The following is a 24,247-nucleotide window of genomic DNA, read 5'->3' on the forward strand; positions in this document are numbered from 1 at the left end:
GAGAGTTAGCGGTATGGAAACAAAAGATCAGCTTTTAAAAGAATTAAAAGTTATTGAGAAATGGGAGAAGAAACAAAAGGGGCTATGGTTTTGGGAAAGACTTGGTCGTCTTCCATTTAAGCTCCTAGACCGTGTGACACCACAGTTTATTCACAACAAAATAGGGCAAGCCCTAGATGAGTTAGGTAGTTATTTACAAACAGGTGGAAGCTATTTATCTAGTAAAAAGCATATTTTTAAAAGGTATGAAAAAAACGGAGTCGAGGGTGAAGAGGTAACACTCGAATATATTTCTCAATTACCGATAAACGTCATGGATGAAGTGAGTGATCAATTGATTCAGTCGAGAAAAAATACAGCGATGACACAAGGAGCGACAACAGGAATTGGTGGTATTTTTACTTTGGCGATAGATATTCCACTTCTGATTGGGATGTCGCTAAAAACGCTACAAGACATCGCGATTACATACGGATATGATCCTAATGAGAAAGAGGAGCGTATTTTCATTGTGAAATGCCTTCAGTTCGCTTCATCCGATATTGTTGGAAAAGAAGCTGTTTTGAAGGAACTATCCGCTTATTCAGATCCTAACGTAGCAGCGAAGGATGATGCGATCTCTCAAATTCAAGGCTGGCGTGAAGTAATGATGACATACAGAGATAACTTTGGATGGAAAAAATTATTTCAAATGATTCCGATTGCTGGTATTATTTTTGGTTCATTTATTAATAAATCGATCATCTCTGATATTGGTGAAGTCGGAAAAATGTTGTATAGGAAACGTCGAATAAAAGAAAAGCTGGAGCAGTTAACGAAAGATAGTGAGGTTATTTAAGATAGTTGTCTCCTTAAAGGAGTGAAAGAAATGGAGCCACACCTAATAAAAAAATGGCATTGCGATGATTGTGATGAACTGTTTTATACAGTGGTTAACAGACAACCAGAGTATTGCCCTTATTGTAAATCTTTGCATCTATTTGATTCGGAGGTTTTAAGAATAGGTAGTAACTAAGAATAGAGACAGAAAAAGATGCGTGTTAAAAGCTATTAAAAATGTGGATGGGGAACTTATATGTCTGTGCTAGTTATTGAGTTTTATTTAACAAAAAGTCAGTAAGGAGGTAGGCACCACCTTACTGACTTTATAAAATAATTTCCAAAAAATGTGTGGACGAGGAACGCTGTCCCTCTGTCCCACCCGGAGCTGATTACTTGAAAACTATTTTTCCAGTGTTAAAATATACTTAAATTAAATATCTTTAATTCGAGATATTTTGGATTTAAGGAGAGTACGAGTATGACTAAATGGATGATAGACGAAGCACATTCCACCGTTGGATTTGAAGTGAACCATATGATGATATCAAAGGTAAGAGGTCAATTTGATTCTTTTACTGCAGATATTGAAGCGGATGATATTTCGGATTTAACAACTGCAAAGATAGCGTTCACTTTTGAGGGGGACAGTATAAACACTCGTAACAAAGAACGTGATAAACATTTAAAATCAGAGGACTTCTTTGATATCGAAAATTACGAAACGATTGACTTCGAATCTAATACTATTATAAAAAATGGTTATAGTTATAAAGTAACCGGTAACTTAACGATTAAAGCAATAACGAAACCAATAACATTTGATGTTAACTTCGGAGGGAAAGCGATAAGCCAATGTGGAATAGAGGTTTACGGTTATGAAGCAGAAGCAACCATTAACCGTGAAGAATTTGGCCTCACTTGGAATGCAGCACTAGAGACTGGCGGTGTACTAGTCGGTAAAGAAGTGAAAATAATAGTTGAATTAGAGTTAAACGAGCCAACTAGTTTATTCTCAAGAGAGAAAAATCTAGTTGAAAATCTGAACCAAGTAACAGGAAACAATGACATCTACCGGATGATTGCTGAAAACTTAACAGACCTTGTTGTGATTATTAATAAAGGCGGGGATATTCAGTATGCTACTCCATCTTTTAATACGGTGCTAAATTATGACCTTTCATTACTTCAAAAGAGTAATTTTTTTGAGAAAATACACGTGGATGACCGAGAAATCGTTGAAGCTGAGATTAAAACGTATTTTAGTAGAACGATAAAAAAGGCATTAAAAAGTGAATTTAGACTCCTTCATGAAAAAGGAAATTATGTGGATGTTGAGGCAAATATCATTAGTATGAAGAAAAACGGATATATACTAATCTCGATGCGTGATATTAGTGAACAAAAAGAAGTAGGAAAAGCGATATATGAGTTAGCATTTCATGATTCTTTGACACATCTTCCAAACCGACGTTCGTTTATTAATCAACTTCGTGGTACAGTCTTGGATCGAAAATTTTCAAGGTCTAAACTTACTGTATTTTTTATAGACCTGGACAATTTTAAGCAGATTAATGACCAATGGGGACATGATGCAGGTGACCTTGTACTGAAAGAAGCTGCTAAAAGAATTCAATCTGTTATTCGTCCGACAGACATAGCGGCTAGATTAGGTGGGGATGAATTTGTCGTCATGTTAAAAGACGTGCAAGATGAAGAAGATGCAATTACGATTGTCCAAAGGATGTTAAATCAGTTTCAAAAACCTATTAACATATCTGGTCAAGACTATACACTTTCCTGCAGTATTGGTGTTGCACACTATCCTGATCACGGAGAATCTTCAGAAGATCTAATCAAGAGTGCGGACACAGCATTGTATTATGTGAAAGAGCGCGGTAAAAATGATTTTATGATTTATGATCAAACGATGGAACAACAATCTTTAGAACGTCGTATACTTGAAAATGCATTAAGACAAGGGATTAAAGAGGAACAATTCTACATAGAATATCAACCGAAAATGAACATGTCTACTAATGAGTTAATTGGCATGGAAGCGCTAGTAAGATGGAAGCATCCTGATTTAGGAGTTATTTCACCAGGTAAATTTATACCGTTAGCAGAAGAGACGGGATTAATCGTTCCGTTAGGAGAATGGATTCTTAGAGAAAGTTGCAAGCAAGCACTAGCATGGCGAGACGAGGGGTATCCACCGTTAATACTATCCGTAAATATTTCGGTACGTCAGTTGGAGGATGTACATTTTGTAGAAAAGGTTCAAACAATTTTACATGAAACACGATTAGACACAAAATGGCTGGAATTAGAGGTAACGGAAAGTGTATTAGCAAATGATAAAAGTACTATTTCTATTTTAAAAGAACTTCAAAATCTAGGTATCCATATTTCTGTCGATGATTTTGGAACAGGCTATAGTTCTTTGAGTTATCTTAAAGAACTCCCAATTAACACATTAAAAATCGACCAGTCGTTTATAAAGGATATTCATACGAATAAAGCAAGTAATGAAATTGCTAAAGCCATTATAAACTTAGCACACTCCATAGGATTAAACGTTATTGCAGAAGGAATTGAACTAAAAGAGCATGTGGATGAACTTAGTAAAGATGGATGCATACTTGGACAAGGATACTATTATAGTAGACCGTTAAAGGTAGGAGCATTTGAGGATTATATGACTAATATTCATGAAGCGTCATAGGTTGGAGTAATCGCCTGTATAATGTGAGGATGAAAGGTAATTCCAAGCATGACCTCTATGAGTACTGATTATTATAAGATCAATAATTAAAAGGGTATATGAAGTATTCGAGACACTCTGTAATTGGGTGTCTTTTTTTGTGCTCGCGACATGGATGGGATCTCTACAAGTTACCAAAAGGATAAAGATGCTTCTCTATTTCCAAAAAATGTGTGGACGCGGGACCTGTCCCTCTGTCCCGATGTGGAAAAAAGTGAATGGTTTTCCATTTAAAGTTGCATACTAAAATATCATATATTAGGTGGGAATTCTTTCATGATTTTTTTCCGGAAATATAAAAAAATGCAAAATTCCTCTCAACAAACGAATAACAATTCTCAAACTCAAAAATCAATTAGCTCTGAATTAATGGACAATGTTACAGAAATTAAGTCTATTTTTTCTGATACCCCTGATCTCGTTATTAGACATATAGTTATAAAACAAACAGATAGTAAAGCTGCGTTAATATATTTGAGTGGTATTACAGATAGTCAAACAATTTATAATCATGTGCTGAGCCCACTGTTATTTGAAGAAAATAAAGAAAATAACGAAGCAGATTTAAAGGTATCGCTTGGCCATATTAAAGAGGTAACGAAGTGGCAGGAGATTGAAACTGCCATTTTAAATGGCGAATGCGTCTTATTTGTAGACGAATATTCAGAAGCTTTTATTTTCGGTACTCCTGATTTTCCTAAAAGGTCTTTGGAAGACTCGCCTCTTGAATCGACCTTATCTGGTGCACATGTTGGGTTTACGGAAAGTATCGCTGATAATATTGGGTTAATACGTAAACAAATTCGTAATCGCGAATTGAAGATAAAGGAAATAACTGTTGGGGAACGAGGGAAATCAAAAGTATCTATCCTGTATTTAGAGGATGTTGCTAATCCAGAGGTGTTGCAGGAGCTTGAGACACGCATCCAAAAAGTTGATGTGGATGGTATTATAAACTCTGGCGTTCTTACAGAATTCATTGAGGATAATTCCTACTCTCCTTTTCCACAATTATTGTTAACAGAACGTCCCGATTTTGCAGCCTCAGAAATTCTTCAAGGAAGAATCGTGACAGTAGTGGACAGATCACCGAATGTTATCATCGGGCCAACAACCTTTGATTCATTTTTCAGAACGATGGATGACTATGGCTCTCGCTGGATTGTAGCTTCTTTTGTTCGATTGTTGAGGTATTTCGGTTTCTTTATAGCAATCCTGCTACCTGCATTTTATATAGCGATTATTTCCTTTCATTTTGAAGTAATACCGTTGAAGTTACTATTTTCTATCGGTGTATCAAGAGAAAGAGTTCCCTTTCCTCCTTATCTCGAAGCATTTATTATGGAATTTACTTTAGAAATGCTAAGAGAAGCTGGGATTCGCTTGCCAGCTAAAATTGGACAAACAGTTGGCATTGTTGGTGGTATTGTAATCGGTCAAGCGGCAGTAGAAGCAGGAGTTGTCAGTAACATCATGGTTATTGTTGTAGCTATAACAGCGATCGCTTCTTTTATTATCCCTAACTATGAAATGAGCTCTGCGATTCGAATAGTCCGATTTCCGATGATGATACTTGCAACGTTATTTGGGTTTGTAGGAATTGTTGCTGGGATAATGATACTAATCGCACATTTCATTTCGCTAGAATCATTAGGAACTCCTTATAGTAGCCCAATTGCACCATTACGTTTTAAAGATTTAAAGGATGTGTTTATTCGTTTCCCAGTATGGTCTGTCGAAAAACGGCCTTTAAGTACACAAGCAGTTCAAAATAGAAGAGCGAATTCAAATCGTCCAAAGGGTGACGAAAAGGGATGAAAACTAATAAAATAACGTTAATGCAATATATTTTTTTAATTCACGGTGTACAAGTAGGTGTTGGTCTATTAACACTACCACGTGAATTAGCGGAAAAAGCCGGTACAGATGGTTGGATTACAATTATCCTTTCTTGGCTTCTAACGTCAGCAGTTAGTTTAATCATTATACAAGTGATGAAAAAAAGACCGGATGGGACAATTCTAGATCTAGTTACCTATTACTTTGGAAAATGGGTAGGGAAGGCAGCCACTATTCTGTTTGCCTTATATTTTGCAGCATTAGGTAATTTAATTTTTATTAGAGAAGCTATCTTTATTCAAGCGTGGATTTTACCTCGTACGGAACTATACATTTTTATTTTACTGTTATCCCTTCCTACCTATCTAATTGTAAAAAATAATATTACGGTGTTAGGTAGGTATTCAGAGTTGGTTTTTTTCATAACAATATGGATCCTGATTGCCTATCTTATTCCGTTGAACTATGCGAACTGGCTTCATTTACTTCCGGTCGTAAAGGAAGGGTGGTTGCCAATTGTTTCTTCTATACGTACAACCATTTTTTCTTTTATAGGTTTTGAAGTTGCCTTTTTCCTATATCCATTTTTGCACAAAAAGGAGAAAGCATCTCTCGGTATCGTTATTGCGAATACGATAACGATGCTTTCATTATTAATGATCACGTTAGTAGTTTATCTGTTTTTTAGTCCAGATGAAATAACAGTTTTTAATGAACCAGCAATCGTTATTATAAAAATTATTGAATTTACATTTGTTGAACGGCTAGAAATAATCATATTTTCCTACTATATATTTGTTATTTCAACAACCGTTTTACCCCTAATATTCTTTGCGGTGTATTGTACAAGTCAGTTAGTTGGCAAACAAGATCATAGTAGACATTTGCTCTTGTTTTTAATACTTCAGTTTTTAATTGTTCTGTTAATTCCTCCTACAGTTGAGAGAAATGCGATACTTCGAGAAGGTATGAATGTAGTTAGTTTTGTTTTTGCGTTTGTTTTTCCTATATGCATATGGGTGTATGTCTCGTTGCATGGCGTACTAAAAAGGGGGATAAAAAAATGAAACGTATATTTCATACCATTTTTGTAAGTGTGGTTATACTTTTACTATCTAGCTGTGGAAGGCCTATTCCAATAGAAGATTTAACAATTGCTTTAATACTTGGTGTAGATATAGATGAGGAAAATAATTTAGTCATATCCGAATCTAGCCCTGTGTTCTCAGAAGACGCTCCGAAAAATATCGCAACGTATGAAGTGAAGGCTAAAACAATAAGAGAGTCTAGGGAACTTTTTAATGTGAGAGCGACAGGAGATGTAACTGCTGCTAAAATTCAAGTTTTTTTAATTGGTAAACGAGTTCTAGAACAGGACAATTGGTTTTCAATGCTAGATACTGTATATAGAAATCCAACCTTTTCTATTAACACAAGAGTTATAGTAGTAGATGGTCCAGTAGCTGACGTTATTTTCTACGAACCGGATAATAAACCACCGCTACCTTTACATTTGAAGGGACTTATTGATAAATATACAATGCGAACGACTGATGTTATTATTACTTTTCAGGAGCTGCATCGGCAAATGTACGAAAAAGGGCTTACCGCCTTTATTCCAGAATTAATAAAAGACAATGACTTAAGATTAAATGGACTAACATTGTTAGATGGAGATGGAAAATATGTAGACAGTTTATCTATTAATGAAAGTTTACTTCTTCTAGTCCTAAAGGGAGAACAAAAACATGAACTAACGCTTACTTTTCCGGTCACGTCTGTAGAAGAGGACGGTGGAATCTTCAATCTTAACGAAATAAGTATTGCGTTTAGTAACATTAATACAAAAGTAAAATCAAGTTATAAAGATGATAAATTTTCCTTCGACTTTAACATTAAAATGAGAGGAAGCATTGCAGAAAGATTATTTGTAACGGGTTCAATGAAAGAAGATGAATTGAAGAAGATGCTGGAAAAAGAATTAAAATCTCAATTCGAAGATCTTATAAACAAAATCCAAGAAAACAAAATTGATCCGACTGGACTTGGATTGTACGCAAGAGCTTATCATTACGAACAATTTAAAAAAGTAGAAGACAATTGGGGAGAGGCACTTGCGGAAGCTAATATAAATGTTTCGGTAGAAGTGGAAATAAAATCACCGGGTGCTGTTAAGTAATATAAAGGGAGTCAAAGCTTTAGCTCTGACTCCCTTTATATTATAGCCCAAATAAATTCGGTAAAAATAACGACAATTGTGGAATGAACGCTACTAATATTAGTACGACAATGACCGCTGCAAAGTATGGGAGTAATGTTTTAATTACTTCCTCAATTTTAACGTTTGCAACGCTACATCCTACGAATAGAGCACTTCCAACTGGTGGTGTCATGTTACCGATACATAGCGCGAAACAGACGATCATACCGAAGTGGACAGGGTCCATACCGAAGCTTGTCGCAACTGGTAAGAAAATCGGTGTGAAAATAAGAACTGCTGGAGTAATATCCATGAATGTTCCAACTAAAATCATGATCAATAGCATAATAAGAATGATACCAATTTGATTATCCGTAATAGATAATAATGATTTACTAATTGCTTCAGGTAAGCCCATATAAGACATTACTAGGGAGAATAAGGCCGAAGCCGTAATTAAGAAAAGAATCATCCCTGTAATTTCAATTGTTTCTTTAAAAATGCTAGGTATATCTTTTATTTTTAGTCCTTTATAGATCATAGATAGGAGGACTGAGTAAAGTACCGCTACTGCAGCACCTTCTGTCGCTGTAAAAATACCGCCAACAATTCCACCGATAACGATTACAATTAGTAATAAACTTGGAATTGCACTCCAAACGATATATAACGCATCTCTAAGAGAAGGTAAGTTAGAAACAGGGTAGTTTTCTTTTTTCGCCATAAAATAAGCAACAATCATAACTGCTATTCCCCATAGTATACCAGGGATGTAACCAGCCATAAATAGAGCTGCTACTGATGTTCCACCACTTACTAAAGAATATACGATTAGAACGGAACTAGGCGGAATAATTAATCCAGTTGGTGCAGAAGCAATATTAACTGCTGCAGAATACGTTCTTTTGTAGCCCTTTGCTGTTTGCATTGGTGTCATAATACGTCCCATTGCGGCAGCAGAGGCAACACTTGAACCTGCGATTGCTCCGAATAACATGTTTCCAACAACGTTCGTATGTGCTAAAGAACCAGGTAATTTTCCAACTAGAAGTTTAGCAAAGTTAACGAGCCTGAATGCAATTCCACCATTGTTCATAATGATTCCGGATAAAACGAATAGTGGGATCGCCAACATTGTAAAGTTATCAATACCTGTTACCATGCGCTGTGCTGATGTTAAGATTGCTACATCAAAAGGTAGCACAGCTAAAAATGTTATAACTGAACTTAAAATAATTGCAATTGCAATTGGTGCTCCGAAAATTAAAAGCAAGAAGAATGTTGTGAATAAAATAATCCCTGCTACCACTTCCATTAGCCATTCACCTCTTCTGTCTCTTTAGTATCCTTCGACATTAAGCTTATAATTGTGTAAATAATGATAAACAAGCCGCTTGTCGGTAGGGCAGCATAAACCCATGCCATTGAAATCCCTGTTGCTGCTGCCGTTTGTGCAGACGTTAGAAGGACAATTTTTAAGCCGCCATAAACCATGAGAGTGGAGGCGATTCCTAAAATAATTAAATCGCTTACTTTTTCAAACGCTCTTTGCACTTTCCGATTAAATTTTTCACGGAAAAATAGAATTCCGATATGTTTCTTTACTCCAAATACGTACGCTGCCGTTAAAAGACCGAACCAGATGAGTAAATGTCTTGTTAACTCTTCTGTACCTGGTGAAGATATATTAAATACGTATCTTGCTAGTACTTGCCATATAGACAAACTAACCATCATAACTAATAAGGAAGAAGAAACAGTTATAAGAATTTTGTCTATTGCACTTTTTAGTTTAGTCATTGCCTATGTTCTCCTTTATTAAGTGATAAATATCCTTTGTTTTCTCAGCTTCCGCATATTTTTTGTGCATTGGTTGTACAGCATCGATAAAGGACTGTTTATCTACTTCGATAAATTGAACACCCATGTCATTTTTCGCTATATCTGTCTGACGTTCAATTGTTTCAGCCCAAACATCCTCATGATAAACAGTGGATGCTTTTGCTGCTTCTTGGACGATTAGTTTCTCTTCTTCAGAAAAATTATTAAAACGGTTCGCATTCATAATAAGCATATCTGGTACAATTTGATGACCTGTGTACATATAATACTTGGCAACTTCTCCATGGTTGTTACCTACTAATGCGGTTTCATTATTCTCCGCAGCATCAATAACTCCTGCTTGTAGTGCTGTATAAACTTCACCATAAGCCATTGCTGTAGGGAGACCACCTAAAGCATTAATCATACCAACGCTTGTCTGACTTGGTTGTACTCTAACTTTTAAACCTTTCATATCTTCTACCGTCGTCACTTCACGGTCTTTCGTATAAAGATTACGAACTCCTGCATTATAGTAAGTTAAGCCGATAATACCGATATCTTCTGTTTTGAAATATAGATGATCTGTAATAGTTTCGTTGTTCATAGCTTGTTCGAATTGCTCATAGTCTTCAAAAAGGTAAGGGAGACTGAAAATAGAATAATCTGGTTCGAATCCTTCTAGTGCGCTAGCGCTTACTTTTGCTATATCAACAGCTCCTGACTGTGTTAGTTCCAATACTTCACGTTCACTACCTAATTGAGCATTAGGGAAGATTTTAACTTTTATATTTCCGTTAGAATTTTCTTCTACAAGTCTACTGAATTCTACTAATGATAAATGAACGGGGTGGTCTAACGTTTGGTTGTGGGCGATTCTTAATTCAGAAACGCCTTCTTCTCCACTAAGATTTAAACAACCAGTAAGCATTATCATTGTAAGAAGAGAGACGATAATAAAATAAGACTTTTTCATGTTGAATTCCCCTCCTGAAATCGATTCCAATAATTAGTTTGTTTAGTGAATTAACTAATTTGCACTTTCTAAATTACATGCTATGTAATCATATGTCAATAGAAGTATTTGGAGATTTTTTTTATAGAAATTAGAGGAGCAAAACGATGTTTGCTCTTCTAATTGTTTAAATTTCAATGATAATGGGGATAATCATTGGCTTTCTTTTTGTTTTTGAAAATAAAAATTGACCAACAGATTTTTTTATCGATTGTTTTAATATATTCCATTGTCGTCTTTCCTCATTTTCTAAGTCATTTACTGCTTGCTTTACTAGTTTGTTCACTTCCCTGAGGAGAGCATCTGATTCTTTTGCAAACACAAATCCGCGAGTAATGGTATCTGGTCCAGAGATGATTTTTTGCTCTGATCTACTTAGTGTAATAACCGTAATGAGCATTCCATCTTCAGAAAGTTGCTTACGATCACGTAATACGACAGAACCGATATCTCCAACACCTACTCCGTCAACGAACGTATCACCAGCAGGAATCGTTCTCGTCTGGCGTGCAACTCCATGCTGAATATCCATCACTTCTCCATTTTTCATAATAAAAGTATTGCCAGGCTCAATGCCGACCGATTCTGCTAATAACCGGTGGTGGTGTAGCATTCGATATTCGCCATGAATTGGAATAAAATATTTAGGTTTCATAAATGTTAACATTAATTTTAAATCTTCTTGGTAGCCATGTCCGGAAACGTGCATACCTGTTGAGCTTCCTGATCCATAAATAACGTGTGCTCCTAATTTGAATAGGTTATCGATGACGCGTGAGACATCTTTTTCGTTACCAGGGATAGGGGATGCTGCAAAGATAATAGTATCGTCAGCATAAATATTAACGTCTCGGTAATTTCCAGTTGCTAAACGTGCAAGGGCAGCATTCGGTTCACCTTGACTACCAGTACAAAGTATCGCTACTTTTTCTGGAGGTAACTGTTCCACTTCTTTTGCATCCATTAACATCCCTTCCGGAATTGTTAAATACCCTCTTTCCATCGCAACAGAAACAACGTTCACCATACTTCTTCCTAATAGGGCAAGCTTTCGATTTGTGTTTTTAGCAGCATCTACTACTTGCTGAACACGACTAACATTTGATGCGAACGTGGATACAAAAATTTTACCAGTTGCTTTCATAAATGCCTCATTCATATGGCTTGCTACCATTTGTTCCGATGGAGTTAGGCCAGGGCGTTCTGCATTCGTACTTTCTGATATTAAAGCTAAAACACCCTTATCACCAATACGAGCCATTTTATTAATATCGACTTTTTGATTATCAGCAGGAGTTAAATCAAATTTAAAATCTCCTGTATGGACTACATTTCCTTCCGGAGTATGGAAAACAATCCCTAAACAATCAGGAATACTATGACTCACTCTAAAAAAGGAAACACCGATAGTACCGAATTGTAATTCAGAATCAGGAGTGATTGTCACTAGCTCTGTATCCCTAAGAAGTCTATGTTCCTCTAGTTTTAACTCAATTAACCCTAATGTGAAACGTGTTGCATAAACAGGAACATTTAATTTTTTAAAAAAGTACGGAATCCCTCCAATATGATCTTCATGTCCATGCGTGACGATTAAAGCTCTAATTTTGTCTTTATTTTCTTCCAAGTATGTAAGATCCGGAATAATTAAATCGATACCTAATAACGTTTCATCCGGAAATTTCCCACCACAGTCAATGACGATAATGTCATCGGAGTACTGCACAACGTACATGTTTTTGCCAATTTCATTCATTCCGCCTAAAGCAAAAATGGATAGAGTATTTTCGTTCATATTAAATTGGCTCCTCCTTGCGTATATTCTTGTCCCTTAGTATGTCCTTATGGAAAAAATATTTTCAAAAAAAGTAAAACACTAGAAGACATGCAATAGGTAAATTACGGAATAAGTATTAGGAAGATAGACCCCGAAATTGTCCAATTCAGTAGTTTATTCCTGTTTAATATTTCTGAATATTCATTATAATTTACTATGTAAGGTGTAAAGAGAGGAGGGAAATGGTGTACAGCTAAGGCTTACTACATATGGGAATGTGTTCATTTGGATGAGTGTTAGCGTTATAAAAATAGTATATTAAAGGAGTGTTTTTTTGAAAAAATTACGTTTGTTTTTCTCTGTATTTGCTGTTTTATTACTATTAGTATCCCTTTTACCTTCTGCTGGATTAGCGAAAAAACCTGCGAATCCAACGAATGAAGTTGCAGTTGGAAAGGATGGAATGGTTTCAACTTCCCATCCATTAGCATCCGAAGTTGGTGCTGACATTTTAAAGAGGGGTGGAAACGCAATCGATGCTGCAATCGCCATTCAGCTAGCTTTAAATGTAGTAGAGCCGATGATGTCTGGAATCGGTGGTGGTGGATTTATGATGGTGTACGATGCGGAGGAAGATGAAACCATCATTATAAATAGTCGTGAGCGTGCCCCAGCTGGAGCAACTCCTGATATGTTTTTACGACGCTGACCGCGCGGCTTATGCAGGAGACCCAGAATTTGTAGAAGTACCAACGGTTGGATTGTTACATCCTGATTATATTTTAGAGAGAAGTGAACTAATCGACATCGACAATGTGAACCGAAATCCTCAGGCTGGTGACCCATGGAGATTTGAAGACGTTAGTCCAAATTACGAAGTGGTAAACCAAAATGATGATAAAGATATCGGGGAAACTACCCACTTTACAGTTGTGGATCAATGGGGCAACTTTGTTTCCTTCACAACAACAATTGAGCAAGTATTTGGCTCTGGTATTATGGTACCAGGGTACGGCCTAATGTTGAATAATGAATTAACTGACTTTGATGCAGTTCCTGGCGGGGCGAATGAAGTGCAACCGAACAAACGGCCGTTAAGCAGCATGACGCCAACAATTGTTTTTGAAGATGGGAAGCCGATTTTAAGCGTTGGCTCACCAGGTGGCCCGACTATTATTACTTCGGTGCTTCAAGTTATACTTAATATTATCAATTACGAAATGGGATTAGAAGAGGCAATTGCTGAACCACGGATCTATACGAACAATCTTAATAGCTATCGTTGGGAAGAGGGAATTCCAGAAGAAGCGATAAGTAGCCTGAACGAAATGGGACATCGTTTCCCAGCTAATTCTGAATTAATAGGAAATGTACAAAGTATTTTCATTGATTATGTAAAAGAAGAATATGTTGGTGTCGCGGATGCTCGACGTGATGGTGCGTCGATAGGTTATACTCATCCAGGCAAAGGTAGAAAATAAACTAGTGATTGTCCACTTAGACGAACAAGAGTCTAAGTGGGCTTTTTTGCGTTGTCATTAAAAGCTCAATTGTTAGTAAATTTATGTCTCGAGTGTTAGGATAATTATATAAATATATAGAAAAGTGGTGTGTTAATTTGAAAATAGAAGTATGGTCAGATTATGTTTGTCCGTTCTGTTATATAGGAAAGCGTCGTTTAGAACAAGCACTACAAACTTTTCCACAAAAAGACAAGGTGGAAGTAACATTTAAAAGCTTTGAGTTACAACCTCATCTCCCAAGTGACCCTAATGTATCCGTTCATGAAATGTTGGCGAAAAAAATGGGCGCTACTATCGAGCAAGCGAAATCAATGAATGAACAAGTTATCCAGAGCGCAGCATCGGTTGGATTAGCGTACAATTTTGATTCAATGAAACAAGTGAATACGTTAGATGCTCACCGTCTCGTGAAATTTGCAGAGCAACGTGGAAAAGCTGCGGAACTAACAGAGCGACTATTAAGTGCTCACTTCATTGAATCTCAATTCCTCGGGGCAAATGAAACATTAATCTCATTAGCGGAAGAAGTTGGCTTAGACCGCGATGAAGTGCAACAAGTTCTTGCTAGTAACGCTCACTTAGAGGAAGTGCGTCAAGACCAAGTAGAAGGTCAACAGCTTGGCGTGCAAGGAGTACCATTTTTCGTATTTAATCGAAAGTATGCTATTTCCGGCGCACAACCGTTAGAAGTCTTCACGCAAACATTAACTAAAGTTTGGGAAGAAGAGAACGGTGCTACTCCATTACAGCAGGTACAATCAACTACGGGTGCTACTTGTACCGACGATGGGTGCGAAATTCCGGAAAAGTAAACATGAAACAAGTGGGGTAACGATTCGTTCCGTCCCCCCTTGTTTTTTTATTTATTAAAAATTAAATGCTGATGCTTGCTAATTTCCTTGCTGGGTTGGCGCAAAAGTAATCTCGGTTGGCACAAAAGAGATCCGGGTTGGCACAAAAGAGATCCGGGTTGGCACAAAAGAGATCTCGGTTGGCACAAAAGAGATCTCGGTTGGCGCAAAAGTAATCTCGGTTGGCGCAAAAGTGATTCGGGTTGGCGCAAAAGTAATCTCGGTTGGCGCGAAAGTAATCTCGGTTGGCACAAAAGAGATCTCGGGTGGCCCAAAAGCCTTCCCGGTTGGCGCAAAAAGCAAACCCGCAAAAATTATGGTAAAAAAGAGTTATCCACAAAATATATAAGAAATACGAAATTTCATGATAGTTATCCAAGGATTCTGATAACTTCCCACAAGCTTTTCCACAGAATAATGAAAAAAGGCTGTTATCCACAGCCTACTACTTTTTCTTTATGAGCTTTTGACGGTCATCAGCAAGAGGCGGTTGCTCCAGCCAACCATGTTTGATTAGCAATTCGGCTCCATCTTCGGCATATAAACCAACTTGTCCCATGAGACGAGTATACTCCACGGAAAGATCTCTTCTTTGTGAAACAGATGCCCCTGCTCCGAAATAGCCAATAGCAGCAGCAACTAAAATAACAATATGATTTAACATCAGCTTGTCTGAGTATGGAGGAGTAGTGGAGCTTGTTATTTCTGATACCCATGAAGAAGGAGATGCTAAATCATCCTTTGAAAGGATTGAGCTTAAAATACTAAATTGCTTTTCACACAATTCTTTTCCTTTAAGGAAATATTTTTGTACATCTTTCGACTGACATACTTGTGCAAAACCAATTTCTAAAACAACTTTTATAATTACTTTTACCATATTGTAGCTTAAACCACTTATTTCGACGACACTTAATGGGCGATGATGGCCAAACCATCCAGTTAAATAGTTTTGACTGTCAATGAAATCTATTTCGGAAGGTGGATTTACTCGTGGTGGCTTTCGATAAATACCTTTTGCTAACATTACATCAACAACTCGTCTATATAACTCCATCGTTTCCTTATTACATTGCACAAATAAAAAATTTGGTCAGCACGTGTTGAAGTAGCAACAGCTCCTGCGTAACCTGTTAAACCTAGTAATGTCATTACGTGCATATACACCATCATAAACGTATCGGTAAATAGAGCTGGAGCTTCTAAATTAACATCTTCCTCCACCGTAAAACCTTTAGGTATGGGGATATTCTCTTGTTCAAAAAAATGCGTAATTTTTTCAATATGGTCTTCTGCGATACGAAGTGCAAACTCGAGTACTTCTTTCATATCCTTATCTTTGGCCACCTTGACGGAATGGGTAAGAAAACATACCGACATCGAATCATTAATATATTGAGTCCACAAATTTGCCATTTCAGCAGAAGTAAGTTCGACATTGTGATTATAGCGTTTCATGTAACATCCCCCAAATTTAGTTTAAACGATGTTTTCCCATTAGTTTTTATAGAGGTTATTATTTGAGGTATTCTTTCTTTTATTCTACAAAATTTACAGATTAAAAAAGTTATGGCTGAGGACGCTTCGTGGAACGCAGGGTGGCAATCGCAAATAAAAAGTGATTACGGCAAATAAAGAGGAAGTTACCGCAAATAAAAAGTGATTACTGCAAATAAGAGGGAGTTAGCGCAAAAAAAAAGTGATTACCGCAAATAAGAGGGAGTTACCGCAAATAAAGAGGAAGTTATCGCAAATAAAAAGTGATTACCGCAAATAAAGAGGAAGTTATCGCAAATAAAAAGTGATTACCGCAAATAAGAGGGAGTTATCGCAAATAAAAAGTGATTACCGCAAATAAGAGGGAGTTAGCGCAAATAAAAAGTGATTACCGCAAATAAGAGGAAGTTATCGCAAATAAGAGGGAGTTACCGCAAATAAAAAGTGATTACCGCAAATAAAGAGGAAGTTATCGCAAATAAAAAGTGATTACCGCAAATAAAGAGGAAGTTATATCGCAAAATAAACCAATTTAATCAAGAATCCGTAGCAGTTATTTTCAAAACAATTAAAAAAACAAGTGGAAAAAATGATTTGATTTCCCCACTTGCTTCATTCACTTCTTTTGCTCCTTTAATAAGGACAATGGTTCATTTTCTGTATCTTCATTCTCGACTAGATGCTGTAGAATGGACATTTTATTATCCCAAAATTGCTCGAAAAAGCTGAGCCATTCATTCACTTCCGTTAAAGTTTCTGGCTGTAGTGTATATCGTTTTTCCCTGCCAACTTTTCTGCTCGTTACTAAGCTAGCTTCGGAAAGGATGTGCAGATGCTTGACGACAGCAGTTCGACTTATTGGAAAATGCGATGTAATTTCAGAAATAGGAAGTTCATTGTAAGCTAGTAAACGCAATACGTCTCTCCTAGTTGGATCAGCAATTGCTTGAAATACATCGTGCTTAGCAGCAGCCACTTATCCTTCGACTACCTTTCTTAACTTAGCATGTACGATATCTTCCCATCCATTATTCATGCGATTGCGAATGACGGCACTATCTTCATTAGGCTTCGTAATAACTGTATCAGCTGTTTTCCAGCCACTATGTATTAAGGTGAATTCCGTTTTTTCTTCGACTTCTTTTAATAGAAATGTAACAATCCAGCCATCCGTATCCCAAGAGAAAGAAATTTTATTTGGCTCCTCCACTTCTATCACTTTACAAGGGGATGGTCCGAATGGAGATTGAATATGAAATACATGTCCGACTCTAGGCTCAAAATCATTTGGCATAAACCAAGTACTGATTCCTTCTGCAGAAGAGACTTTTTCCCAAACTTTTTGAATAGGGGCATCAAAAATTGCTGTTTTCACGATATCTTGGATTTTTTGCATGTTTTACAAACTCCTTTAACTTTAAAGTAACACCATTAAGTGTTATTTGTTATCATATAACACCAATAGGTTTCACGTCAAACTCTCTTGAAATTTAGAACAGTTACGTGTAGTATATTGCTTCAAAAATTACAATATTGTACTATTTACGACATTTTTTTCATTTTATTTACAATTTAAAATGGATGTGGAAGATTTAGCGTACTACTATATATGGTACAAATTACCTATGTTTAATAGGATGTGAATAATATGCATGAAGCAGTACAATCTGTGTTATCCAATATAGCAATTATTTTCATAATGCATTTACTAATAAATTTAGTTATTGTAAATAGGAAAGCATTTCTTAACAAAATATTATTTTCTATTGCATTAATACTAATTACGTAAATTGCTGTTATTATTTTGTTTTATTTACCAATCGTTTACGGAGATTTTCAATTTGATATGCGGTTTATACCACTCGTTTTTTTAGCATATAAATGGGGATGGAAGCATGCAATTCCGGCGCTCGTCATCGTAAGTTTATGGCGATTAGGTATAGGAGGACAAGGAGCGGTTCCTGGAGTTATTTTTGGAATGATGTTTCCTACTTTAATTTCTCTGTTTATGAAATGGCTCAAGCAAACAGAATTAAAGTCTCTAACACTACTAATAATTATTACGTTGTCTTGGCTTGCATCAGACTTACCAATTATCTTTTTTGTTCCTAACGGTTTACAAGTTTTCGCAGAAATGTCTATTTATCGATTGATGACGTTTCTTACAACGGCTTTCGCGTTACACTTTTTTATCGTAAATGCAGAAAAGGAGCTTTATTTAAGAGATAGGCTTACGTTCTATGCAGAACATGATCCGTTAACTGGATTAAATAACATTCGACATTTTGAGGAGAAAGTAAAGACGTACAAGACGAAACAAAATAAAAATCGGTACATTATTATGTTAGATATTGATCATTTTAAGTCTGTTAATGATGAATATGGTCATTTAAGTGGCGATATGATTTTAAAAGGCTTTGCCGATATTATGTTGAAAAAAGTTTCCTCCTATTACAAAGATGACGTATTCGCCGGAAGATATGGAGGGGAGGAATTTATTATTTTCTTTGCAACAGATTCTAAAGAGGAACTCATGTATTTTGCAGAATCGTTTCGCCAAGAAATTGAAAATACAGAGTTTATAACAGAAAGTAAGGCGATTAAGAAAATAACGGTCTCATTAGGCATTTCCAAGTTTACTGAATCGAAAAGCTTATACGATATCATTTCTGAAGCGGATGAAGCGCTGTATAAATCGAAAAGAAATGGTAGAAATCAAGTTCAATATTACGCAAATTAAAAAAGAGATTGGGGGATTAAACTCTCCCAATCTCTTTTCCGTTAATGATGATGATAATTTCGTTTAACTCTTCTTTTAGCTCTTCTTGTGTTACTTTTATTTTTAGTTTATAGAAAATATACACTGTAAGATAAAAGATGATTCCAATTCCAATCATAAGTAAACGAATTTGAAGAAGTATTAACGGGGAATAGAAACTACTGAGCATGAATGTGAAAAGCATACAAGAGGCTAGCACAATGGACCCAATAAGATAGAACCAATACTCGTTCTTCGTTAACGGATAGTCCTTGTTTTGTATACTCATGAAGCACTCTCCTTTAAAGAATAGTAACCTTGTATAAACGTATGAAATGTACATTTGAAAAAGAACTTACGGGCATGGACCGATTTTCTCTTAGAATTCAAATATTCTTTTTCATATAAGCCATACTAAAAAAATAGAAAAGCTACATACGGAAGGAAGAGCTTATTTTGGATTTGCACTTTATTTGGAAATCATTTGTTATTGTTTTTGGCGGCATTTTAATTTTACGTTTAGCTGGTAGAAAGTCGATTTCACAATTAACTGTCGCACAAACAGTTTTAATGGTAGCTGTTGGGTCACTAATTATACAGCCAGTAGGTGATAGAAGTATATGGATTACGATGTTGATTACTTTATTACTAGTCCTTTTTTTAATTGTGGTGGAATATATCGTATTGAAGTCTGACAAACTAGAAACATTTTTTTACGGGAAATCCATTATAGTCGTTGAAAATGGAACCATTATTGATAAAAACTTAGCGAAGATTCGGTTAACTGTTGACATGTTAGAGGTTAGATTGCGGCAGCAAGGAGTGCAAAACATCAGCGACTTGCAATGGGCAACGATTGAATCAAATGGTCAAATTGGCTATTTGTTAAAGCCTGAAAAACAGTATGCAACGAAAGAAGATATTCAAAAGTTACTAGCTCTTTTCCAAGCAAACGAACAAAATATCACGAATAGCACTAATAATCTTTTTACGGAAGTGAAGAACAAAATACATAAAGAAGAACCCCCAACACATTTAAAATGAGGGATTCAAATGAATATAGCTTATAGAACTTTAATGGCTACATTAATTAAATGGATATTTTTCGGAACAATAATCGGCATTATCATTGGTTCCACAACAGCGCTTCTGTTAACGACCAATGATATGTTAGGAGAGACTCGAGAGAACAACTCATGGCTAATCTTTTTTCTTCCTCTAGGTGGGATTGTAATTGGCTTTATGTATATGAATTTTGGAAAAAGTTTTGGCAATGATTCTGCAAAAGGAAACAATTTAGTAATTGAAGGTGTGCATGGGAAAGCGAAAGTTCTTAAAAGGATGGGGCCGCTTGTTTACATAGGAACGTTTATAACTGTCCTATTAGGAGGATCGACAGGACGTGAAGGGGCAGCTATTCAAATGGGTGGAAGTGTTTCTCAAGCAGTAAACCAGTTTTTTAAAGTTTCCATTCTTGATAAAAAAATTTTGATCATGAGCGGTATTAGTGCTGGCTTTGGAGCAGCGTTTGGGACACCGATAACAGGCGCTGTGTTCGGTATGGAAATGGTAGCGTTAGGTAAAATGAAGTATAAAGTGTTAGTGCCTTGTTTAGTAGCTAGCTTTGTCGGTCACTATGTTACAGAAAAGGGCTGGGGAGTAGAACACGAAACGTTTATTATAAAAACGGTACCAGAATCGTCTTTTGCAACATATGGAAAAGTAATAGTAGTAGCCATTATTTTTAGTTTATTAAGTGTTTTGTATAGTCAATTACGGCACGGAATTCAAAGGATTTCCGAAAAATATACGAAGAAGAATCATATGGTAAGGGCGTTCGTTGGTGGAGTACTCATTGTCATTTTATTTTTAATAATCGGTTCACAAGATTATAATGGCCGAGGCTTGGATATGTTAGAGCAGTCGTTTAAAGAGGATGTACCACCATTTGCCTTTATAGCAAAATTAATTTTCACTGCCATTACGATGGGGACAGGCTTTGTAGGTGGAGAAGCCATTCCTCTATTTTTCATGGGAGCTACGTTAGGGAATACGTTATCGGAATTTATCCATTTACCATTGTCGTTTCTTGCGGGGTTAGGGATGATTGCTACCTTTTGTGGTGGAGCGAATACACCAATTGCAGCATTCCTATTAGCTGTTGAAATGTTTGACGGGAAGGGAATAGAATTTTTCTTCGTTGCATGTCTTGTAAGTTATATATTCTCTGGGCATCATGGCTTATGGCCATCGCAAAAAATCTTTGAACCGAAAAGTAGGCTATACAATATTGAAGACGGTCTATCGATTGAGGATGTGGAGAAAAAGAAACGACATAAAAAATGAAATAAAAGAAGGGCGCAAAAGAACCGGGGGTATCGCAAATAAAAGTGTGATTACCGCAAATAAGCCCGGTGTTATCGCAAATAAAAGGTAATTACCGCAAATAAAAACATTATTCTAAACCCCAACCTCTTCAAACCGTTGAATATCTTCGTTTCTACCGATCATAATTAAAAGGTCACCTTCTTTAATGATCTCTTCAGCAGATGGAGCTACAATAATATCACCGTCACGTTGAATTCCGATTAAATTACAACCGTATTTCGCCCGAAGATCTAGTTCAATGATACTTTTATTGTTTACTTTTTTTGATGCATGAATTTCTACAATACTATGATTATCCGATAGTTCAATGTAATCAAATATTTTATCAGACACGACGTGATGAGCGATTCTTCGTGCCATATCTTTTTCTGGTTGAATTACACGGTCTACTCCAATTTGCTCGAGCACTTTTTTATGGTACTTATTAATCGCTTTAACCCAAACTTGTTTTACACCCATTTCTTTTAAAATCAAACTAGTTAGCACACTTGATTCAATGTCTTCTCCCATCGAAACAATAGCGTGGTCAAAGTTACGAAGCCCTAAAGATTTTAATGTTTTCATCCGTTGCATTTGCTTGTACGGAATGGGTAGCAAATTCACTAATTCTACTTACGTTTTCTTCATCCTTATCAATCGCCAGCACTTCTACGCCAAGTGACCAAAACGACCTAGACCGATAACAGCAAATTGCTTTTTCATTTGTTTTACCTCACTTTGACATAAAAAGACCATTCCTTGGCAGATCCGCAGAATGGTCTCTCATAATTTAGTAGACCCTTCTCTCAATTTGTTTACGAGGTTAGCTGTCGGATTAGAGGATGAGAGTCCTCTTCGTTCATAACGATACACCCCTAGAAACGAATAAACGTTTCGATTTGGTTCCCCCGCTCTTACAATAAGATTCAACATAAGGTTTTTGAAAAAAAGATAATTTAATTTGTTAATAAATGTACTCTTCAAAAACGGCACCGTCAATAGAAAATTGTAAATTTTTTAAAGCAAATAATAATCATTAACTATTCTTTCCATCTAGAGACGGAGTTAATATACAACCGGAGAGAGTTTTTTAAAAGGTTTTTTAAGAATACAATGAATATATAGACAATTACATTAGAGGTGATGGAGTGGAAAAAATAATTGAAGTTCGCGGGGTTAGTAAGCAGTATACGAAACGAAAAACGAAAGAAATAGTAACAGCGGTTAATAATGTTTCATTTGATGTTCATCGTGGGGAAGTACTAGGATTGTTAGGACCGAATGGTGCAGGAAAAACATCGACGATTAAGATGATATGTGGATTGCTACAGGCGGATGCGGGATCTATTCATATTAATGGATTAGATATAAATAAAAAAAGATTAAAAGCGTTACGCCATATTAGTGCAGTACTAGAAGGAAACCGAAACTTATACTGGCGTTTAACGGTTAAAGAGAATTTAGAATATTTTGCAGGTAATAGAGGTCGGTCACGGAAAGAAGTGATAGAAGAGGTAGACAAATTATTAGAGCAGTTCCACTTAAAAGAGAAGGAAAATGAACTAGTACAAGGATTATCACGTGGAATGCAGCAAAAACTTGCGATTGCCGTTTCGTTATTAGCGAATACGGAAGTAATTTTATTAGATGAGCCTACATTAGGATTAGATGTTGAAATTAGTTACGAGCTGCGCGAAATATTAAAGCAAATTGTTAAAGAAGAAAACCGAACGATTATTATAAGCTCGCACGATATGCCGGTAGTTCAAGAATTATGTGATCGAACGATTATTATTAATAAAGGTACAGTCGTTGTGGATGAAAAAGTGGAGAACTTGCTTAACTTGTTTCAAACGAAAGCATATTCTATTAAACTAGGTGAACGTCTTAATAGTAGGCAAAAAGAAGAGTTGTTACTGACTTTTCCATTAAGCACCTACACTGAAAACAGTCTTCAAGCGATTGTAGATGTAAATTTAGAGCGAAGTGAAGATATTTATAAACTGTTCGACATTTTTAAGATGGAAGCAACACTTGTCGAAAGCATTGACCGGACAACGATAGATTTCGAACAAGTATTTTTGCAAATCGTGAAGGGGGAGAAGCAATATGCAATTGTATAATGTACTTACCTCCAATGTGAAAAAAGAATATATCGAGTTGAAGCGGTATTTGCCGAATACAATAGCCCTATTATTAACATTTTACATTATTTTTCTAGGTGCATTTTTTGGTGTCATGTTTGTAGGAGATCCAGCATCTTTTGAATCAAATGTTCAATATTCTATCGTTAGTATTGTTTTTTGGGGCTTAACGATGACGACGATGAATTTTATCGGATACGCCATTATTACCGAGGCGATGAGAGGTACACTTGAACAGCTATATATGTCTCCGATGGGTGTTTGGAGGATTATGCTCACGAGAATGATTGGGCAATTCGTGTTGCAATCGTTCATTATGATTATCTTATTGTTTGCGGCAATGTTAACATCTGGACAATGGTTAAATTTAAATCCACTAACAACGATACCGATTATTTTCATTACGATGATTAGTATGTTTGGCGTAAGTTTTATGATTGCAGGCCTAGCAATTATTGTGAAACAAATTCAAGCGTTCCTACAAATCTTTCAATTTGTTTTAATGGCTCTCGTATTTGTTCCATTATCTGTAGCACCATATTTAGCATTCGCTCCATTCGTCAAAGGGGTAGATATGGTACGAACAGTCATGTTAGAAAATAGAGGGTTAACGGAATTTTTATGGACGGATTATGCAGTCTTAATCGCAAATTCTTTAGTTTACTTCATTGTCGGCCTCATCGTGTTTCATCGTTGTGAAAGAATAGCGATGAAAAAAGGATTACTTGGGCAGTATTAACGAATTTTGAGTTCGCCACCTGAATCCAATTTTTTCAATCGGGTATCATTTTCATTCGGCATCCGAACTTTTTTATGGTAAAATATTTTAGTATTTCGTTCTCTTTCCATTTTGTATAGAGAATGAAAACGAA

General features: G+C 36.2%; 22 protein-coding genes, 2 pseudogenes and 1 riboswitch. Of the genes and pseudogenes, 14 read left to right on the top strand and 10 right to left on the bottom strand.

The features are described from left to right. Positions 1–13 precede the first annotated feature (13 nt). The 5 genes from BC6307_RS02010 (at position 14) to BC6307_RS02030 (ending at position 7,601) form a co-directional block, all read left to right on the top strand. Positions 14–838, top strand: coding sequence for an EcsC family protein (locus BC6307_RS02010; RefSeq protein WP_066416360.1), 825 nt, complete (start codon positions 14–16; stop codon positions 836–838). Between the two features lie 462 nt (positions 839–1,300). After that, positions 1,301–3,544, top strand: a complete 2,244-nt coding sequence (locus BC6307_RS02015) for an EAL domain-containing protein (protein ID WP_084380441.1) — start codon at positions 1,301–1,303, stop codon at positions 3,542–3,544. 315 nt (positions 3,545–3,859) lie between these two features. Beyond that, complete coding sequence (locus BC6307_RS02020; protein WP_066416361.1) at positions 3,860–5,401, top strand: spore germination protein; 1,542 nt, start codon at positions 3,860–3,862, stop codon at positions 5,399–5,401. Further along, a complete protein-coding gene (locus tag BC6307_RS02025; protein ID WP_066416362.1) occupies positions 5,398–6,489 on the top strand; it encodes a GerAB/ArcD/ProY family transporter in 1,092 nt (363 codons plus the stop codon). The genes BC6307_RS02020 and BC6307_RS02025 overlap by 4 nt, the downstream gene beginning before the upstream one ends. Continuing rightward, entirely contained in the window at positions 6,486–7,601 is a 1,116-nt protein-coding gene (locus BC6307_RS02030) for a Ger(x)C family spore germination protein (protein WP_066416363.1), read from the top strand. Before BC6307_RS02025 ends, BC6307_RS02030 begins: the two co-directional genes overlap by 4 nt. 40 nt (positions 7,602–7,641) lie before the next feature. Here the strand turns inward: BC6307_RS02030 and BC6307_RS02035 are convergent, their stop codons facing one another. The 4 genes from BC6307_RS02035 to BC6307_RS02050 all read right to left on the bottom strand — a co-directional run bounded on the left by BC6307_RS02035 (position 7,642) and on the right by BC6307_RS02050 (position 12,253). Further along, complete coding sequence (locus tag BC6307_RS02035; protein WP_066416372.1) at positions 7,642–8,937, bottom strand: TRAP transporter large permease; 1,296 nt, start codon at positions 8,935–8,937, stop codon at positions 7,642–7,644. Further along, on the bottom strand, positions 8,937–9,422 hold the full coding sequence (locus tag BC6307_RS02040; protein WP_066416374.1) for a TRAP transporter small permease: 486 nt from the start codon (positions 9,420–9,422) through the stop codon (positions 8,937–8,939). The genes BC6307_RS02035 and BC6307_RS02040 overlap by 1 nt, the downstream gene beginning before the upstream one ends. Further along, positions 9,415–10,419, bottom strand: coding sequence for a TRAP transporter substrate-binding protein (locus tag BC6307_RS02045; protein ID WP_066416375.1), 1,005 nt, complete (start codon positions 10,417–10,419; stop codon positions 9,415–9,417). The genes BC6307_RS02040 and BC6307_RS02045 overlap by 8 nt, the downstream gene beginning before the upstream one ends. Before the next feature lie 166 nt (positions 10,420–10,585). Further along, positions 10,586–12,253 carry a ribonuclease J gene (locus BC6307_RS02050; protein ID WP_066416382.1) on the bottom strand — a complete coding sequence of 556 codons (1,668 nt, stop codon included), beginning with the start codon at positions 12,251–12,253 and terminating at the stop codon, positions 10,586–10,588. 316 nt (positions 12,254–12,569) lie between these two features. Here BC6307_RS02050 and BC6307_RS02055 point away from each other — a divergent pair. The 3 genes and pseudogenes from BC6307_RS02055 to BC6307_RS24685 all read left to right on the top strand — a co-directional run bounded on the left by BC6307_RS02055 (position 12,570) and on the right by BC6307_RS24685 (position 14,958). After that, positions 12,570–13,716 (top strand): annotated as a pseudogene (locus BC6307_RS02055) (gamma-glutamyltransferase family protein). Positions 13,717–13,853: 137 nt separating this feature from the next. Further along, complete coding sequence (locus tag BC6307_RS02060) at positions 13,854–14,570, top strand: DsbA family oxidoreductase (protein WP_066416393.1); 717 nt, start codon at positions 13,854–13,856, stop codon at positions 14,568–14,570. A 232-nt stretch (positions 14,571–14,802) separates the two neighbouring features. After that, positions 14,803–14,958, top strand: a complete 156-nt coding sequence (locus BC6307_RS24685) for a hypothetical protein (protein WP_157729270.1) — start codon at positions 14,803–14,805, stop codon at positions 14,956–14,958. Positions 14,959–15,054: 96 nt separating this feature from the next. Here the strand turns inward: BC6307_RS24685 and BC6307_RS25270 are convergent, their stop codons facing one another. The 4 genes from BC6307_RS25270 to BC6307_RS02080 form a co-directional block, all read right to left on the bottom strand. Further along, entirely contained in the window at positions 15,055–15,666 is a 612-nt protein-coding gene (locus BC6307_RS25270) for a DUF3231 family protein (RefSeq protein ID WP_235858338.1), read from the bottom strand. Next, a complete protein-coding gene (locus tag BC6307_RS25275; RefSeq protein WP_235858339.1) occupies positions 15,636–16,067 on the bottom strand; it encodes a DUF3231 family protein in 432 nt (143 codons plus the stop codon). Before BC6307_RS25275 ends, BC6307_RS25270 begins: the two co-directional genes overlap by 31 nt. Positions 16,068–16,722: 655 nt before the next feature. Next, positions 16,723–17,082 carry an ArsR/SmtB family transcription factor gene (locus tag BC6307_RS02075; RefSeq protein ID WP_066415065.1) on the bottom strand — a complete coding sequence of 120 codons (360 nt, stop codon included), beginning with the start codon at positions 17,080–17,082 and terminating at the stop codon, positions 16,723–16,725. Beyond that, positions 17,083–17,502 carry an SRPBCC family protein gene (locus BC6307_RS02080; RefSeq protein ID WP_066415062.1) on the bottom strand — a complete coding sequence of 140 codons (420 nt, stop codon included), beginning with the start codon at positions 17,500–17,502 and terminating at the stop codon, positions 17,083–17,085. Between the two features lie 252 nt (positions 17,503–17,754). Between BC6307_RS02080 and BC6307_RS24690 the strand changes: the two genes are divergently transcribed. Together BC6307_RS24690 and BC6307_RS02085 are read left to right on the top strand one after the other, a co-directional pair. After that, the gene (locus tag BC6307_RS24690) at positions 17,755–17,895 is read left to right on the top strand and encodes a hypothetical protein (protein ID WP_157076627.1); all 141 of its coding nucleotides are present in this window, start codon (positions 17,755–17,757) and stop codon (positions 17,893–17,895) included. A gap of 15 nt (positions 17,896–17,910) precedes the next feature. Then, a complete protein-coding gene (locus BC6307_RS02085; protein WP_084380366.1) occupies positions 17,911–18,846 on the top strand; it encodes a GGDEF domain-containing protein in 936 nt (311 codons plus the stop codon). Between the two features lie 16 nt (positions 18,847–18,862). On the opposite strand, the gene BC6307_RS02090 is transcribed toward BC6307_RS02085, so the two are convergent. Next, positions 18,863–19,153 (bottom strand): hypothetical protein, encoded by a 291-nt coding sequence (locus BC6307_RS02090; RefSeq protein WP_066415052.1) that lies wholly within the window; start codon positions 19,151–19,153, stop codon positions 18,863–18,865. A gap of 167 nt (positions 19,154–19,320) precedes the next feature. Between BC6307_RS02090 and BC6307_RS02095 the strand changes: the two genes are divergently transcribed. Both BC6307_RS02095 and BC6307_RS02100 read left to right on the top strand, forming a co-directional pair. Beyond that, positions 19,321–19,908, top strand: coding sequence for a DUF421 domain-containing protein (locus BC6307_RS02095; protein ID WP_066415050.1), 588 nt, complete (start codon positions 19,321–19,323; stop codon positions 19,906–19,908). A gap of 9 nt (positions 19,909–19,917) precedes the next feature. Next, complete coding sequence (locus BC6307_RS02100; protein WP_066415047.1) at positions 19,918–21,210, top strand: voltage-gated chloride channel family protein; 1,293 nt, start codon at positions 19,918–19,920, stop codon at positions 21,208–21,210. 114 nt (positions 21,211–21,324) lie between these two features. Here the strand turns inward: BC6307_RS02100 and BC6307_RS02105 are convergent. Then, a pseudogene (locus BC6307_RS02105) lies at positions 21,325–21,954 on the bottom strand (potassium channel family protein). 75 nt (positions 21,955–22,029) lie between these two features. After that, a riboswitch (cyclic di-AMP (ydaO/yuaA leader) is annotated at positions 22,030–22,173 on the bottom strand. A gap of 206 nt (positions 22,174–22,379) precedes the next feature. On the opposite strand from BC6307_RS02105, the gene BC6307_RS02110 reads away from it, so the two are divergent. Together BC6307_RS02110 and BC6307_RS02115 are read left to right on the top strand one after the other, a co-directional pair. Beyond that, on the top strand, positions 22,380–23,354 hold the full coding sequence (locus BC6307_RS02110) for an ABC transporter ATP-binding protein (RefSeq protein WP_066415044.1): 975 nt from the start codon (positions 22,380–22,382) through the stop codon (positions 23,352–23,354). Next, positions 23,341–24,114, top strand: a complete 774-nt coding sequence (locus BC6307_RS02115; protein WP_066415042.1) for an ABC transporter permease — start codon at positions 23,341–23,343, stop codon at positions 24,112–24,114. Before BC6307_RS02110 ends, BC6307_RS02115 begins: the two co-directional genes overlap by 14 nt. Positions 24,115–24,247: the final 133 nt, after the last annotated feature.

It is taken from the genome of Sutcliffiella cohnii (assembly GCF_002250055.1).
Taxonomy (GTDB): Bacteria; Bacillota; Bacilli; order Bacillales; family Bacillaceae_I; genus Sutcliffiella; species Sutcliffiella cohnii.

What these genes read in the sequence shown, in the direction of transcription:
- BC6307_RS02010 (WP_066416360.1), top strand. Translation starts at nt 14, where the DNA reads ATGGAAACAAAAGATCAGCTTTTAAAAGAATTAAAAGTTATTGAGAAA.
- BC6307_RS02080 (WP_066415062.1), bottom strand. Translation starts at nt 17,502, where the DNA reads ATGCAAAAAATCCAAGATATCGTGAAAACAGCAATTTTTGATGCCCCT.
- BC6307_RS02100 (WP_066415047.1), top strand. Translation starts at nt 19,918, where the DNA reads ATGAATATAGCTTATAGAACTTTAATGGCTACATTAATTAAATGGATA.
- BC6307_RS02115 (WP_066415042.1), top strand. Translation starts at nt 23,341, where the DNA reads ATGCAATTGTATAATGTACTTACCTCCAATGTGAAAAAAGAATATATC.
- BC6307_RS25275 (WP_235858339.1), bottom strand. Translation starts at nt 16,067, where the DNA reads ATGAAACGCTATAATCACAATGTCGAACTTACTTCTGCTGAAATGGCA.
- BC6307_RS02035 (WP_066416372.1), bottom strand. Translation starts at nt 8,937, where the DNA reads ATGGAAGTGGTAGCAGGGATTATTTTATTCACAACATTCTTCTTGCTT.
- BC6307_RS02050 (WP_066416382.1), bottom strand. Translation starts at nt 12,253, where the DNA reads ATGAACGAAAATACTCTATCCATTTTTGCTTTAGGCGGAATGAATGAA.
- BC6307_RS02030 (WP_066416363.1), top strand. Translation starts at nt 6,486, where the DNA reads ATGAAACGTATATTTCATACCATTTTTGTAAGTGTGGTTATACTTTTA.
- BC6307_RS02015 (WP_084380441.1), top strand. Translation starts at nt 1,301, where the DNA reads ATGACTAAATGGATGATAGACGAAGCACATTCCACCGTTGGATTTGAA.
- BC6307_RS02020 (WP_066416361.1), top strand. Translation starts at nt 3,860, where the DNA reads ATGATTTTTTTCCGGAAATATAAAAAAATGCAAAATTCCTCTCAACAA.
- BC6307_RS25270 (WP_235858338.1), bottom strand. Translation starts at nt 15,666, where the DNA reads ATGGAGTTATATAGACGAGTTGTTGATGTAATGTTAGCAAAAGGTATT.
- BC6307_RS02025 (WP_066416362.1), top strand. Translation starts at nt 5,398, where the DNA reads ATGAAAACTAATAAAATAACGTTAATGCAATATATTTTTTTAATTCAC.
- BC6307_RS24690 (WP_157076627.1), top strand. Translation starts at nt 17,755, where the DNA reads ATGCATGAAGCAGTACAATCTGTGTTATCCAATATAGCAATTATTTTC.
- BC6307_RS02045 (WP_066416375.1), bottom strand. Translation starts at nt 10,419, where the DNA reads ATGAAAAAGTCTTATTTTATTATCGTCTCTCTTCTTACAATGATAATG.
- BC6307_RS02090 (WP_066415052.1), bottom strand. Translation starts at nt 19,153, where the DNA reads ATGAGTATACAAAACAAGGACTATCCGTTAACGAAGAACGAGTATTGG.
- BC6307_RS02040 (WP_066416374.1), bottom strand. Translation starts at nt 9,422, where the DNA reads ATGACTAAACTAAAAAGTGCAATAGACAAAATTCTTATAACTGTTTCT.